Annotated in this window: 13 protein-coding genes and 1 pseudogene; 6 read left to right on the top strand and 8 right to left on the bottom strand. The window is 64.7% G+C overall.

The annotated features are described in order from the left end of the window. Positions 1-49 precede the first annotated feature (49 nt). On the bottom strand, positions 50-991 hold the full coding sequence (locus IVB54_RS30820) for an SMP-30/gluconolactonase/LRE family protein (protein ID WP_026233001.1): 942 nt from the start codon (positions 989-991) through the stop codon (positions 50-52). After that, positions 948-3019, bottom strand: a pseudogene (locus tag IVB54_RS30825) (PQQ-dependent sugar dehydrogenase). Before IVB54_RS30825 ends, IVB54_RS30820 begins: the two are co-directional and overlap by 44 nt. 206 nt (positions 3020-3225) lie before the next feature. Between IVB54_RS30825 and IVB54_RS30830 the strand changes: the two are divergent. The 3 genes from IVB54_RS30830 to IVB54_RS30840 all read left to right on the top strand — a co-directional run bounded on the left by IVB54_RS30830 (position 3226) and on the right by IVB54_RS30840 (position 5461). Continuing rightward, positions 3226-3459 carry a hypothetical protein gene (locus IVB54_RS30830; RefSeq protein WP_007606355.1) on the top strand — a complete coding sequence of 78 codons (234 nt, stop codon included), beginning with the start codon at positions 3226-3228 and terminating at the stop codon, positions 3457-3459. Between the two features lie 9 nt (positions 3460-3468). Next, positions 3469-3645, top strand: a complete 177-nt coding sequence (locus tag IVB54_RS30835) for a hypothetical protein (protein ID WP_018455689.1) — start codon at positions 3469-3471, stop codon at positions 3643-3645. Positions 3646-3871: 226 nt separating this feature from the next. Continuing rightward, positions 3872-5461 carry a gamma-glutamyltransferase gene (locus IVB54_RS30840; protein ID WP_247294664.1) on the top strand — a complete coding sequence of 530 codons (1590 nt, stop codon included), beginning with the start codon at positions 3872-3874 and terminating at the stop codon, positions 5459-5461. Between the two features lie 2 nt (positions 5462-5463). On the opposite strand, the gene IVB54_RS30845 is transcribed toward IVB54_RS30840, so the two are convergent. The 4 genes from IVB54_RS30845 to IVB54_RS30860 are packed head-to-tail and all read right to left on the bottom strand — an operon-like array spanning position 5464 to position 8933. Next, positions 5464-6750 (bottom strand): FAD-binding oxidoreductase, encoded by a 1287-nt coding sequence (locus IVB54_RS30845; RefSeq protein WP_247294666.1) that lies wholly within the window; start codon positions 6748-6750, stop codon positions 5464-5466. 12 nt (positions 6751-6762) lie between these two features. Continuing rightward, a complete protein-coding gene (locus IVB54_RS30850) occupies positions 6763-7494 on the bottom strand; it encodes an amino acid ABC transporter ATP-binding protein (RefSeq protein WP_247375406.1) in 732 nt (243 codons plus the stop codon). After that, complete coding sequence (locus IVB54_RS30855; RefSeq protein ID WP_018455693.1) at positions 7491-8144, bottom strand: amino acid ABC transporter permease; 654 nt, start codon at positions 8142-8144, stop codon at positions 7491-7493. Before IVB54_RS30855 ends, IVB54_RS30850 begins: the two co-directional genes overlap by 4 nt. Positions 8145-8174: 30 nt before the next feature. After that, a complete protein-coding gene (locus IVB54_RS30860; protein WP_018455694.1) occupies positions 8175-8933 on the bottom strand; it encodes an ABC transporter substrate-binding protein in 759 nt (252 codons plus the stop codon). A gap of 181 nt (positions 8934-9114) precedes the next feature. On the opposite strand from IVB54_RS30860, the gene IVB54_RS30865 reads away from it, so the two are divergent. Next, entirely contained in the window at positions 9115-9771 is a 657-nt protein-coding gene (locus IVB54_RS30865; protein WP_247294672.1) for an XRE family transcriptional regulator, read from the top strand. Positions 9772-9876: 105 nt separating this feature from the next. Here the strand turns inward: IVB54_RS30865 and IVB54_RS30870 are convergent, their stop codons facing one another. Beyond that, entirely contained in the window at positions 9877-11142 is a 1266-nt protein-coding gene (locus IVB54_RS30870; protein ID WP_247294675.1) for a D-amino acid dehydrogenase, read from the bottom strand. Between the two features lie 70 nt (positions 11143-11212). After that, complete coding sequence (locus IVB54_RS30875) at positions 11213-12541, bottom strand: aspartate aminotransferase family protein (RefSeq protein ID WP_085350327.1); 1329 nt, start codon at positions 12539-12541, stop codon at positions 11213-11215. A 149-nt stretch (positions 12542-12690) separates the two neighbouring features. Here IVB54_RS30875 and IVB54_RS30880 point away from each other — a divergent pair, with 149 nt between their 5' ends. Together IVB54_RS30880 and IVB54_RS30885 are read left to right on the top strand one after the other, a co-directional pair. Next, on the top strand, positions 12691-13239 hold the full coding sequence (locus tag IVB54_RS30880) for a cupin domain-containing protein (protein WP_007600574.1): 549 nt from the start codon (positions 12691-12693) through the stop codon (positions 13237-13239). 140 nt (positions 13240-13379) lie between these two features. Further along, positions 13380-13532: a hypothetical protein gene (locus tag IVB54_RS30885; RefSeq protein ID WP_018455699.1), complete on the top strand. Its 153-nt coding sequence runs from the start codon at positions 13380-13382 to the stop codon at positions 13530-13532. Positions 13533-13558: the final 26 nt, after the last annotated feature.

The following is a 13558-nucleotide window of genomic DNA, read 5'->3' on the forward strand; positions in this document are numbered from 1 at the left end:
GCCGCCCCTGTCGCACCGCCCTGCGCCGGAAGCAGATCCCTCGTGAAGCTCAGCAGCGCCCGCGCTGAAGGCAGTGCTCGCGGCCCTGCTGGTCGGTGCGGAAGGACTCGACGAAGCCGCCCTGACGCTGAGTGACGAAGATCGTCTTGCCGTCGTGGCCTCCGAAGGCGAGGTTGGTCGGCTCCTTGGCTCTCAGCGTGATCTCCCGCTCCACCGCGCCATTGGCCTTCATCAACGTGATCGTGCCCTTGAGGATGCGCGCAACATACAGGCGGCCAGCGATGTCGGTGCGCAGGCCGTCGACAGTGTCGGGCTGAAATGCCTTGACGAGTCTTGGACTGGTGAGCTCGTTGCCGGCGACCGTATAGGACCAGATCTGACCGCTGCTGGATTCCCCGACATAGAGCGTCTTGTCATCAGGGCTGAGATCTATGCCGTTGGTCGTGCCCATCGCGCGCGGCGCCGACATCAGCTGTCCCTGCACCGTTCCGTCGGCTCCCTTCGCGATGCGCCAGATGTGGCCTTCGCGACCTTTCCAGTTCGGATCGCTCGCGTAGATCGTGCCGTCGCGGGCGATGGTGATGTCGTTGGGCTGGTTCATCTCGTCGGAGTGAAACCAGATGGCGGGCTCGGTCGATCCCTTCGGGATCGCGAAGATGTTGTGCTTCTTGTAGTCGGCGATGAACATGGTGCCGTCGCGCGCGAAGCGGATGGCATTGCCGACGCTGCCCTCGGGCAGCGCCGTGAACGGCTCGGACGCCGTGCCGCCGACGGGCAGCTTGCCGATGGTGCCGGGCTTGCCGAAATTGACGACGAAGAGATTGCCGTCGAGATCGGCGGCCGGCCCTTCGATGCCGAACGTGTATTCGCCTGATGGCGTCACCTGCACGCTTTCGAACAGTTTCGTTTCCGCTCGGGCCGGTGCCGTCGCAAGGACGAGAACAACGCTACTGCACAGGCACCAGAAATTCCTGCCGGATGTAATAGCCATCGCCGTCGCTGCACTCGCCATTCAGATAGGCATCGGCCGGTCGGAAGAAGCGGCTGAAACCGGGTTTGTCTACAGCGTTCCTTTGTGTCACGACGACGACCTTGGCAGCCGGTATTTCGCCGCATTCCTTGTTCGTTTTGCCAAAGAACTTGCGCTGCGGCGGGCCGGACTTGATCCGCATCCGGATGCCTGGAACCATTCTTGACACCAGCAGATCCGCCGTGTCGAGCAGGCGCGTGTAACCGGGTTCGGCCTTCGGCAGGCCGTCGCCACCCGGCGGCATCAGTTTCTCCGCGCCCAACCCACGAAGCCGCGTGCGCAACTTTCCGGAATCGGGATCACCAGGATAGATCCAGCCATCCTGCGACAGCATGAAGCGAAGCACCGTCGCGTCCTTCTGAGCGTCCGATAGGCCCGGCTTCAGGCCGAAATCCGAGTGACAGCCGACGCAGTGCTTTTCGACGAGGCCCTTGCGCAAATTGGTGAGCCGGACGCTGTTCTGCGCGTCCCTGGCCACGAAGACCGCCAGTTGCTCGATCAGCGCCTGGCTACGCACGTCGCAGGGCAGCGGCGACGGCGCATCGCCCGCGGCGCGGTCGATCCGGATCACGGTCTGGTTTTTGTCCTCGACCAGCCAGATTGCGCCGTCCTCCGCGACCGTCATGCCGACCGGCGCACCTTGCGGCCGCGCGCCGTTGACGCGGTGCCAGCCTGCGATCAGCTCCTCGAACGGCGCGGCGGCGACGGCGCCGGCCTCGGTCTGAAAGCTGTGGGTCGGATCGGCCGCGCAACTGACATGATAGCGTACCGGCGCCGGGGCGGGCTTCGGGAAGCCGTGATCGTCGACGTCATAGACGATGACGCGGCTGCCGGTCGGGCGATAGCCATGCAGGCCGACCAGCAGCTTGCCCTCGAGCTCCGGAAATTTCGCGCCGCGATAATAGAGCATCGCGAGCGGCGCGCCGTGCGGCGGCAGCAGCGAGAACGGCGCCTTGTAGAGAGCGTTGGCGGTGCACAGCGATTTGTAGACCCCCGACCGCAATACGATCCTGAATTCTAGACTCGGCGTCGACAAATCGTAGCAATAGGGCCAGCCGTAATGCCTGCCCTGCTCGATCGCGTTGATCTCCTCGTTCGGCTTGAAAATGTCAGGCAGGTCGCGGCCGTTCTCGCCTTGCAGAAAGGCATAGCCCGCATCAGGGAAGTTCGGATGCAGCGCCAGCGCCATCGAGTTGCACAGGCCGCGCGCATAGACACCGTGCGGCGGGTCGGGTTCGCCAGGCTTCAACGCCGGGAAGATACCGCCCGGGGGCGGCGTGAACAGCCAGATCGACGCCATTGCGGAAACGCCCTCGGCCGCCGCGCAAGGTCTCGTGATCGGCGCCGGCGTGATGCAGTCGTCGCTGTGCGAGCCGACATTGACGAACAGCCGGCCGTTCTTATCAAAGACAAACTGCTTGAATGGATGCGCGCTCTCGTCGAGCTTTTTGCCGTCGGGCAATGTGATCCGGCGGCCGGGCATGTGACGGACGACGGTCTTGCCGTGTCGCGCGGATTGTCGGCGAGCGGATCGAACCGGAAGATCGTCTCCGCGCTCGAGGCATAGAGCTTCTTGTCCGGGCCGATCGCGAGGCCGAACGGATATTCGATTGCAGTCAGCAACTCCTTGAACAGCTGTCCCTGGGGTGCCCGCGGGTCGAGCAACAGCAGCCGGCCAACGGTATGGCCCCAGCCCGCCATGTCGGCGACCACGAACAGGTCACGACCGGGCACCTGGATGATCGAGCGCGGGAATTTCAGCCGATCCTCCTCGCTGGCGACGAGGCCAGCGCAAAATCCCGCCTTCATGTCGATCTGGATTCTGGGAAAGGCGAGATCGGCGCTGCCGCAGGTCTCCGTGCCGATCGCATAGCCGCTCTTGCGGACCGGTTCTGATGAGCCTACCGAGGCGAGGGTCAGGAGGACCACCAAGGCGCCCGTGCATGCGCGCAGGCTTCGGCTTTCACGCCAAAATGTGAGGTGGTTCACGGCGCCTCCCGGACGTTCCGTCCAGGGTTGTTCCATGCCGCGGGAACGCCGTCCAGTTGATCAACACCCCCTTGTGATCAAACCAGCAGGGGGCTTGGCGCCGACCAATCTCCGTAGATTCCCTTACCGGGCTCGACCCGAATGTTTCGCGAAGGCTTGGAATGGTATCGGTTTGCCGTCCCAATCGCTCCCAATAGGAGACGCATATGGTCCAGGTCTATTTTCACTGCTCCAACTTGGACGGCACGCTGATCGATCGCAGCGGCACAGCCGTGACCAACCTGACCGAGGCGCGCGACCGTGCCGCCCAGATCATGAACGCGATGATCCTGACGCCCGGCGCTGAGGATTGGCGCGACTGGGTAATCCATGTCAGCGGCTCCGACGGCGAGGAGATCTTCGACCTCCCCTTCACTGCCATGCTCGGCAAGCCGCACTGAGGTGATGCCATGTTGCTCGCGTCACTGACCCTGCTCCGCCAGCCCCTGAACTTCATCGCCAGCAAATGGCTGACGCTGATCCGGATCGCGGGCAATCCCTACCGCCCCGAGCTCCACTACATGCGCGGGCCTGGCCCGAAATGGCACGCCAGGTATCAGGCCAGCCGGCTGGATCGCGCGCGCTGAGCCCTGCGGCTTCCGCTTCCCACTGATCGGTCTCATAACTCGTCATGCCCGGGCCTGTCCCGGGCTTTCTCGTCTTGGCATCTACGTCTTGCCGACTGCGCCACCCCCGCTGTACACACCAGCCATGCCGCGTCGCCCTTTCGATGTTCTCGATGGGGGCGATGTGCCATTCTTCGCGGAGCTCAGCGCAACGAAGCCAAACCGAAGACAGCACACAGACATCATCATGCCGCACCAGTTCAGCCACACCCAAACCGTCCGCAAGCCCGCCGTCACATCCAAAGGCGGCATCGTCGCCGCGCAATCGCGGCGGGCGGCCGAAGTGGGGGCGCAAGTGCTGGCGGCGGGCGGCGACTGTGTGGACGCGATCGTCGCCACCACCTTCGCACTTAACGTGCTGGAGCCCTGGAACAGCGGCATGGGCGGCGGCGGCGCGATGGTGCTCTACCGTGCCGCGGAAAATCTCCACGAGGTGATCGACTACGGCATGTGCGCGCCGCAAAGCCTGCGCGCCGCCGACTATCCGCTCAGCGGCGAAGGCGCGGCTTCCGACCTGTTTCCCTGGCAGCGGGTGAAGGACGACCGCAACATCCACGGCCCCGGCTCGATCGCCGTGCCCGGCGTCGTCGCCGGCATGGAGGAGGCGCATCGCCGTCACGCCAGGCTGCCGTGGAAGGATCTGGTCGCGCCGGCCGTCGCCCTCGCCGGCGAAGGCCTGCTGGTCGATTGGTGGACCACGCTGACGATCGCGGCATCGGCGTCCGATCTTCGGCGCTATCCCGCGAGCGCGACAACGTTCCTGAAGGACGGCCTCCCGCCGAGCGCGCCGTGGGGCATCAAGTCCGAGACGCGACTGCCGCTGGACACGCTGAAGGCGACACTGGCGCACCTGGCCGACGCCGGTCCGCGCGATTTCTACCAGGGCGATCTCGCCAGGAGCATCGCATCCGACATCAAGGCCGACGGCGGCGCGCTGTCAGTGGAGGATCTCGCCGCGTTCCGAGCTCATCGGCGCGATCCGCTGGCGATCCCCTATCGTGGCGGCAACGTGTTTGCGACGCCGGAGCTCACAGCCGGACCGACAATGGCGCATGCGCTGCGCCTGTTGCAGCAGAACCTGAAGCCGGGAAGCGCGCCCGACGCGGCCGCCTATGCCGAATATGCCGCCGCGCTGCAATCGGCCTATCGCGAGCGACTCAAGGATATGGGCGATGCCGACGGCAAGCGCTCGCTCGGCGCGGAATATCTGGCGCCCGCCTGCACCACGCACTTCTCCGTGGTCGACCGCCACGGCAACATCGCGGCGGTGACGCAGACGCTGCTGTCGTCCTTCGGCTCGAAATACGTCACGCCGCACACCGGCATCGCCATGAACAACGGCATCATGTGGTTCGACCCGAAGCCAGGCACCACCAACTCGCTCGCCTCTGGCAAGCGCTGTCTCACCAACTACACGCCCGTCATCGCCGAGGCCGAGGACGGCAGACGGCTCGCGGTCGGTGCCTCCGGCGGTCGCCGCATCCTCCCGTCGGTGATGCAGATCGTGTCGTTTGCGATGGATTTTGGCATGGATCTCGATGCCGCAATCCATCAACCGCGCATCGACGCCAGCGAAGGCGCGATCGTGATCGGCGATACCAGGCTGCCGGCGGACACACGCGAGATGCTCGCGGCCCGATTCGACTACGAGGAAGCGCGGGTGCAGTACTTGCCGCAGAAGTTCGCCTGCCCGAGCGTCGTGATGCGCGACGGCGACACCAATTCCGGCGCGGTCGAGATTTTTCAGCCCTGGGCCGACGCAGTGGCGGAAGGCTGAGCTTAGATCCCCAACCGGTCCCGCACGCGGCCAGCGATCACTGCCGTCGTCACGCCAACCGGCCAGAAGGCGTGCATCGGGATCGGCTTGATGCCGGTGACGGGCATGTCGATCTCGGCCTTGGCGCCGCCGATCAGACGTCGTGCGAGCTGCGCGCCCATCGCGGTCGAGAGCGCGACGCCGCGGCCGTTGCAGCCGAGCGAGATCAGGATGTTGTCCGCGGGCTCGTGCACATGCGGGTAATGATCCGCGGTGATGGCAAGCCGGCTGTTCCAGCCATGGGTCCAGGCCACGCCCTTGAGCTGCGGCCATAGCCGTTCGGCGTATCGCATGAGATAGGCGACGTCGCGCGGCGAACTGATCCAGCGCATCGGGCCGCGGCCCCCCATCAAGAGGCGGTTCTGCTGATCGATGCGGTAATAGACGGTGATGTGGCCGCTCTCGTAAAGGACGGGACGCGTCGGCATGATCGAACGGGCCACGTCGTCAGAGAGCGGGGCCGTGGCCGCGATCGAGGAAAACACCGGCACGATGGTGCGGCGAAGCGCCGGCCAGAGATCGTCGGTAAAACCGTTGGTCGCGAGCAGCACCTTGTCGGCATGCACCACCGCGCGCGGCGTCTCGATGCGCCAGCGGCTGCCCTCGCGACGGAGTGATAGTGCGGGTGTTTCGCCATACACCTTCGCGCCCGCGGAGATCGCGGCGCGCGCGAGGCCGCGGGCATAGCTGAGCGGATGCAGATCGCCGCCGCGCGCATCCAGCATGGCGCCGATGTAGCGATCCGTGCCCGTCATCTCGCGCAATTGCTCGCGATTGAGGTACGACACCGGCATGCCACGGGCGATGCACTGCTGTGCGGTTGTCTCGATCGCGGCGGCGCTGGCCTCGTTATAGGCCGCGCGCAGCGTGCCGTTCTGCCGTGCTTCGCACGGGATCTGGTAGCGGCGGATCAAATCGTGGGTGAAGTTCGTCGTGCCGTAGGAGAACGCGACCATGCGGCGGCCGAGCTCAGCGCCGAAATCCGCCTCGATCTGATCGGGATCGTGCTTCAGTCCGGGATTGGTGTGACCGCCATTATTGCCGGATGCGCCCCAGCCCGGCTCCTGCGCCTCCAGCACCAGTGCCTCGACACCCTGCTCCGCCAGGTGCAACGCCGTGGACAGGCCGGTGTAGCCGCCGCCGACGATCGCGACCGAGACCGTCCTGTCGATTTCGAGCGGCGGCGTAGTCGGCGGCACGACGGCGGTGTCGGCGTAGAGGGACGGCGGCAGAGGCAGGCGCGTGGTCATGGCGAAGACCGGTCAGAGCGGATGCAGCACGCGGCGCAAAAAGTCCTGCGTGCGCGGATGCTGGGGTTGATTGAGCAGCGACTTGGCCGGCCCCTGCTCGACGATGACGCCGCCGTCGATGAACAGCACGCGGTCGGCGACGTCGCGGGCAAAGCCCATCTCATGGGTGACGACGACCATGGTCATGCCGTCGTCGGCGAGCTTGCGCATCACGCCGAGAACGTCGCCGACCAATTCAGGATCGAGCGCCGAGGTCGGTTCGTCGAACAGGATGGCCTTGGGCTGCATCGCCAGCGCCCGTGCGATCGCGACGCGCTGCTGCTGGCCGCCGGAGAGCTGGGGCGGATGCTCGTTGGCTTTCTCGGCAAGGCCCACCTGGGCGAGCAGCGCGCGGCCACGCTCGAATGCGGCAGCGCGTGGCTCCTGCTTCACATAGAGCGGACCTTCAACCACGTTCTCCAGCACCGTCCGGTGCGGAAACAGATTGAAGCGCTGGAACACCATCGAGACCTGGGTGCGGACTTTCACGATCGACGGCGCGTCGCTGTCGACCTTCAATCCCTCGACGCTGATCTCGCCGCGGTCGTAGCTTTCGAGACCGTTGATACAGCGCAAGATGGTGGACTTGCCGGAGCCGGAGGGGCCGACGATGCAGACCACCTCGCCCTTCTGGACGGACGCCGTGATGCCCTTGAGCACCTCGTTCGCACCGAAGCTCTTGTGGACGTCGGTCAACTCGATCATTTCTTGCCGGCCCGCTTCTCGAAGTGACGGACCAGCAGGATCAGCGGAATGCTCATGGTGAGATACATCAGCGCGACAAGCGTGAACACGTTGGTGTTCTTGAAGGTCGAGGACGCGATCAGCTTGCCCTGAAGGGCGAGCTCGGCGACCGTGATGGTCGAGGCCTGCGAAGAGTCCTTCAGCATCATGATCATGACGTTGCCATAGGGCGGCAGCACGATCCGCACCGCCTGCGGCAGCACGACCCGGCGCATGGTCAGCCACCAGCCCATGCCGATCGATTGCGCCGCCTCGATCTGCCCTTTGTCGATGGCCTCGATGCCGGCGCGGAAATTCTCCGCCTGATAGGCCGAGTAGGCGATGCCGAGCCCGAGGATCGCGGCCTGCAACGCGGACAGGGTAACGCCGAGATCGGGCATCACGAAATAGAGGTAGAACAACAGCACGATGATCGGAATGCCGCGGATCACGTTGATCAGGCTGGCGCTGAGCAGCGACAGGACGCGGATGCCGGAGACCCGCATCATCGCCCAGACGAGGCCAAGAACCGTCGAAAGCAGCAGCGAGCCGATGGTGACGACGATCGTCAGCGCGACGCCGCTCATCAGGATCGGGAAGAATTCGGCCGCGTCGTGCCAGAAGCCTTTCATCGATCAGCTTTCATCGATGGCCTCTGCCGATCAACCCTGTGCCTTCAGACCCCATTTATCGAGGATCTTGTCGATGGTGCCGTTGGCCTTCAGCTTGGCGAGCGAAGCGTTGATCTTGCCGAGCAGCGCGGCCTCGCCCTTGCGCACGCCGATGCCCACCGAGCCGACGGTGACGGGCTTGTAGCCATCGACCAGGCGCACCTCGGGGAAGCCGCCCTGCTTCAGATTGTAGGCGAGGATCGGATAGTCGGCGTAACCGGCCTTGAGGCGGCCGGTGTTCACGTCGCGCAGGATGTCGGGGATGGTGTCGTAGGCCTTGACGTCGGCGAACAGGCCGGACTTCTTCAGCGCGTCGACGAAGGCGGTGCCGACCTGAGCGCCGACCGTCTCGCCCTTCAGATCGTCCTGGGTGGCGTAGGCCTTGGTGTCGCTCTTGGGGACCACGAGGCCTTCGCCATAGGTGTAGATCGGGTCGGAGAAGTCGACGACCTCCTTGCGCGGCGCTGTGATGAACATCGCGGCCGCGATGATGTCGATCTTGCTTGATGTCAGCGACGGGATCAGGGCCGAGAACTGCATCGGCTCGATCTGCACGTTGAAGCCGGCATCCTTGCCCACTTCAGTGACGAGATCGACCATGATGCCCTGGATGCTATTGGTCTTGGTGTCGAGGAAGGTGAAGGGAATGCCTGTCGGCGTCGAGCCGACCTTCAGCACTTGCTGCGCCGAAGCCGGCGCTGCTGCGGCAATCGCGAGTGCCGCGAGCGCGGCCAGACCAAAACGCTTCATCGCATCCCCCTTGGGCCCGACCGATGGCGGCGCTCGCAAACCTCGTTCATCGCAGACGTTGCGGGCAAAGCCGTTTCGGCCTATTTTCACCAATATGAAAATTTGGTCACACTTCTGCGGCCGATGCAAGTGGTTTTCATGCACATGAAGGAAGCGGTTTGACGTGAGCGGTGGCAAGAGAATGCACAGGCCGGCCGCCGCAAAGCCGGTGAAGAAGGTGAAGGTGAAAGCCTCCGCCCGGGCTATCGCCAAAGCGGCCGAGCCGGCGATGGATGTTGCGGTCGGCCGCCGCATTCGCGATCTCAGGCGCATCAGGCAATTCTCGCTCGAGACGGTCGCCTCGCGCACGGAGCTGTCGATCGGTTTCCTCAGCCAGATCGAGCGCGGACTGTCGTCGCCGTCGCTGCGCGTGCTGGCCACGCTCGCCGACGTGCTCGGCGTCGGCATCGCCGCGCTGTTCGGCGCGAGCCCGAACGCCGACGGTGCACCAGATCAGGTGGTCACGCGCGGACTGCAGCGGCCCGAGCTGAAGCTCTGGCGCACCGGCGTGTCCAAGCAGTTGCTGAGCCCCGCCAGCCCCGACAACCGGCTCAACCTGTTCCTGGTGCATCTGGAGCCGGGCGGCTCCACCGGTGACGAGCTCTACACCCATGACGGCGAGGAAGCCGGCCTCGTTCTCGAAGGCGAGATGATGCTGACGGTGGACAGCGAGACGTGGTCGCTGAAGACGGGCGACAGTTTTCGGTTTGCAAGCCGTCGGCCGCACCGGTTTTTAAATCCAGCCAATGACGCGAAGGCGGTGGTGCTGTGGGTGAATTGCGTGACGGGGACGGCGTAGCGCAGCCGTCATTGCCAGCGAAGCGAAGCAATCCACATTCTCACCGCGGAGACACTCTGGATTCCTCGTCGCGAGAGCTCCTCGCAATGACGGGAGGATAGAGTCTTAGCCAAACCGGTACTTGTACCGGTCCACTGTCAGCGCACTCACATCAATGTCCGGCTTCTTGCCTGACAGCATGTCGGCGAGCACGCGGCCGGAGCCGCAGGACATGGTCCAGCCTAGCGTGCCATGGCCGGTGTTGAGGTGAAGGTTGGCGTATTGCGTCGGGCCGATCACGGGCGGGCCGTCCGGCGTCATCGGGCGCAGGCCGCTCCAGAACGTCGCCTTGGAGAGATCGCCGCCTCGCGGAAACAGATCGGTCAGCGAGTGATCGAGCGTGGCGCGCCGCGCACCATAGAGCTGGCTCGAGAAGCCGGAGATTTCGGCGGTGCCGCCGACGCGGATGCGATTGCCGAGGCGCGTGATGGCGACTTTATAGCTCTCGTCCATCACCGTCGATTCCGGCGCGCCGGAAGCGTCCTTGATCGGTACCGTGATCGAATAACCCTTCACGGGATAGACTGGCAGCGAAATATCGAGCGGCGCGACCAGCCGCGACGACCAGCTTCCGAGCGCGAGCACGTAAGCTTCTGCCTGCAACATCCCAGCGCTGGTCGCGACGCCGCTAACGCGCGCCCCGTCGGTGACGATGCGGTCGATGCCGGTATTGAACATGAAGCGCACGCCGAGCGCTTCGGCATGCTTGGCCAGTGCCTGCGTGAACATGTGGCAGTCGCCGGTCTCGTCCTGCGGCAAGCGTAGTCCGCCCGCGACCTTCTCTTTCACGCCCGCCAGAGCCGGCTCGGCCGCGATGCAGCCCTCGCGGCTCAACACCTCGAACGGCACGCCGTATTGCTTGAGCACGGCGATGTCCTCACCGGTGCCGTCGAGCTGGGCTTGGTAGCGAAACAGCTGCAGCGTGCCCTGCGAGCGCTCGTCATACTGGATGCCGATGTCGCGGCGCAGGTCGCGCAGGCAATCGCGGCTGTATTCCGCGATCGGAATCATCCGGCTCTTGTTGATCGCGTAGCGTTCGCTGGTGCAGTTGCGCAGCATCTTGAGCAGCCAGACCCACATCACGGGATCGAGCTTCGGCCGGATCACCAGCGGGCCGTGCTTCATCAGCAGCCATTTGACCGCCTTCACCGGCACGCCGGGACCGGCCCAGGGCGAGGAATAGCCGGGCGACACTTCGCCGGCATTGGCAAAGGAGGTCTCGAGCGCCGGTTCGGGCTGACGGTCGACGACCGTCACCTCATGGCCGGCACGCGCGAGGTAGTAGGCAGAGGTGACACCGATGACACCGCTGCCGAGGATCAGAACTTTCACGCTTGGTCAAACTCCTGCGGCATCACGCTCGCCGCTGCAAGAGGGAACTCCGCAACGGCGAGAGCAATTATCAGGCCACCCGCTTGATGGCATCGCCGAGGATCGACACGATATCGTCGATGTGGCTCTTCTCGACGATGAGCGGAGGCGACAGCGCAAAGCTATCGCCACTCATGCGGAAGTACAGCCCGCGATTGAAGCAGTCGACCATGACGTCGTAGCCACGCACGCCGACCGTACCGTCACGCGGCGACAGCTCGACCGCGCCCATCAGGCCGCAATTGCGGATATCGACGACGTTGGGCAGGCCCTTCAGCGAATGCAGCGCGTCGCGCCAGTATTCAGAGATCGAAGCACCGCGCGTCAGCAGGCCTTCATCCTTGTAGATGTCGAGCGTCGCGATGCCCGCGGCGCAGGCGACCGGGTGCGCCGAATAGGTGTAGCCGTGGAACAGCTCCATCGCGTTCTCCGGGCCGACCATCAGGCCGTCGTGAACCTTGCGGCTCGCAAACACGGCGCCGCAGGGAACGGTGCCGTTAGTGATGCCCTTGGCCGTCGTCATCATGTCAGGCGTGACGCCGAAGAAGTTGGCGGCGAACGGCGTGCCGAGGCGGCCGAAGCCGGTGATGACCTCGTCGAAGATCAGGAGAATACCGTGCTTATCGCAGATGTCGCGCAGGCGCTGGAGATAGCCCTTCGGCGGCGGCAACACCGCGGTCGATCCGGGCACTGGCTCGACGATGACGGCGGCGATGGTCTCGGCGCCATGCAGGGCCACCAACCGCTCGAGATCATCGGCGAGCTCGGCGCCATGCTCGGGCTGATCCTTGGCGAAGGCGTTGCGGGTGAGATCGTGGGTGTGACGGATGTGGTCGACGCCCGGCAGCAGGGTCGCGAAGGCGCGGCGGTTGGCGACCATGCCGCCGACCGAGGTGCCGCCGAAGCCGACGCCGTGATAGCCGCGCTCGCGGCCGATCAGACGGGTGCGGCTCGCCTGGCCGTTGGCGCGGTGATAGGCGAGCGCGATCTTCAGCGCGGTGTCGACCGACTCGGAGCCGGAATTGGTGAAGAAGATGCGATCGAGGCCCTTCGGCGCGATCTCGGCCAGACGCTCGGCGAAGTCGAATGCCAGCGGATGGCCCATCTGGAACGACGGTGCGAAATCCAGCGTCATCAGCTGGCGCTCGACGGCGGCGGCGATCTGCTTGCGGCCGTGGCCGGCATTGACGCACCAGAGGCCGGCGGAGGCGTCGATCACCTTGCGGCCGTCGACGGTGGTGTAGTGCATGCCCTCGGCCGAGGAGAACAGGCGCGGCGCCTTCTTGAATTGCCGGTTGGCCGTGAACGGCATCCAGAACGAGTCGGTCTTGATGGTGTTCGGAATCTGATGAAGGGTCACGGGCCACGCTCCTTTGCTGACCTGCTACCAGAGGCACGGCTTGAAAAGCGCAACAAGTCCTTTTCTGAGAGGCTGCAAGCCATTGATTTGACTGGGGCTGCCGGTCCATATTTGCGCGATCCGCAACACCTGCAACACGGGACAGGGACATGAGCGTCGATATCGGTGGACGGCTGCGATTCATCCGGGCGCGCCAGAAGCTGTCGCAGCGCGAACTCGCCAAGCGCGCCGGCGTCACCAATTCGACGATCTCGCTGATCGAATCCAACCAGATGAACCCGTCGGTCGGCGCCCTCAAGCGCATCCTCGACGGCATTCCGATGGGGCTCGCCGAATTCTTCGCGCTGGAGCCGGAGAGCCGGCGCAAGATATTTTACCGCGGCGAAGAGCTGACCGAGGTCGGCAAGAAGCCGATCTCCTATCGGCAGATCGGCGACAATCTGTTCGGTCGCAGCCTGCAGATCCTGAAGGAGCGCTACGAGCCCGGCAGCGACACCGGGCGCGTTCACCTCGTCCATGACGGGGAGGAAGGCGGCATCGTGATCTCGGGAAAGCTCGAAGTCACCGTCGAGGACGAGCGCCGCATCCTCAATCCGGGCGATGCCTATTACTTCGAGAGCCGGCGTCCGCATCGCTTCCGCTGCGTCGGCGGCAAGCCGTGCGAGGTGATCTCGGCCTGCACACCGCCGACATTTTAAAGTTATCCGCGATCCTACGGAGCCACCGGTATCTTACGGAGCTTGAGCCATCTCAATTTCCGCAGCCTGATCCTCTATATATTTCGAGCCATAGCCAAGCAGCCTCCGCTTTCCGGAGCCGCTTCGTAACAGGGCTCGCTATGAAGATCACGCTCGCAAATGCAGAGGCCGCACTCGATGAAGTGCAGCGCGACAACGACAAGCTCCATTCGGAGGAGCTGCGCAAGGCCATCGCGAACTACATCGAGTCGCAGCGAGAAGCGCTCAAGGCTCTTCGCAAGAAGCTGCACTAGCAGGCGGAGAGCGAGACAGCCTCGCC

The organism is Bradyrhizobium sp. CW1 (assembly GCF_023100665.1).
Lineage (GTDB): Bacteria > Pseudomonadota > Alphaproteobacteria > Rhizobiales > Xanthobacteraceae > Bradyrhizobium > Bradyrhizobium canariense_D.

Excerpts from the sequence above, each read along its gene's own strand:
- IVB54_RS30820 (WP_026233001.1), bottom strand. The coding sequence starts at position 991 with ATGGCTATTACATCCGGCAGGAATTTCTGGTGCCTGTGCAGTAGCGTT.
- IVB54_RS30830 (WP_007606355.1), top strand. The coding sequence starts at position 3,226 with ATGGTCCAGGTCTATTTTCACTGCTCCAACTTGGACGGCACGCTGATC.
- IVB54_RS30835 (WP_018455689.1), top strand. The coding sequence starts at position 3,469 with ATGTTGCTCGCGTCACTGACCCTGCTCCGCCAGCCCCTGAACTTCATC.
- IVB54_RS30840 (WP_247294664.1), top strand. The coding sequence starts at position 3,872 with ATGCCGCACCAGTTCAGCCACACCCAAACCGTCCGCAAGCCCGCCGTC.
- IVB54_RS30845 (WP_247294666.1), bottom strand. The coding sequence starts at position 6,750 with ATGACCACGCGCCTGCCTCTGCCGCCGTCCCTCTACGCCGACACCGCC.
- IVB54_RS30850 (WP_247375406.1), bottom strand. The coding sequence starts at position 7,494 with ATGATCGAGTTGACCGACGTCCACAAGAGCTTCGGTGCGAACGAGGTG.
- IVB54_RS30855 (WP_018455693.1), bottom strand. The coding sequence starts at position 8,144 with ATGAAAGGCTTCTGGCACGACGCGGCCGAATTCTTCCCGATCCTGATG.
- IVB54_RS30860 (WP_018455694.1), bottom strand. The coding sequence starts at position 8,933 with ATGAAGCGTTTTGGTCTGGCCGCGCTCGCGGCACTCGCGATTGCCGCA.
- IVB54_RS30865 (WP_247294672.1), top strand. The coding sequence starts at position 9,115 with ATGCACAGGCCGGCCGCCGCAAAGCCGGTGAAGAAGGTGAAGGTGAAA.
- IVB54_RS30880 (WP_007600574.1), top strand. The coding sequence starts at position 12,691 with ATGAGCGTCGATATCGGTGGACGGCTGCGATTCATCCGGGCGCGCCAG.
- IVB54_RS30885 (WP_018455699.1), top strand. The coding sequence starts at position 13,380 with ATGAAGATCACGCTCGCAAATGCAGAGGCCGCACTCGATGAAGTGCAG.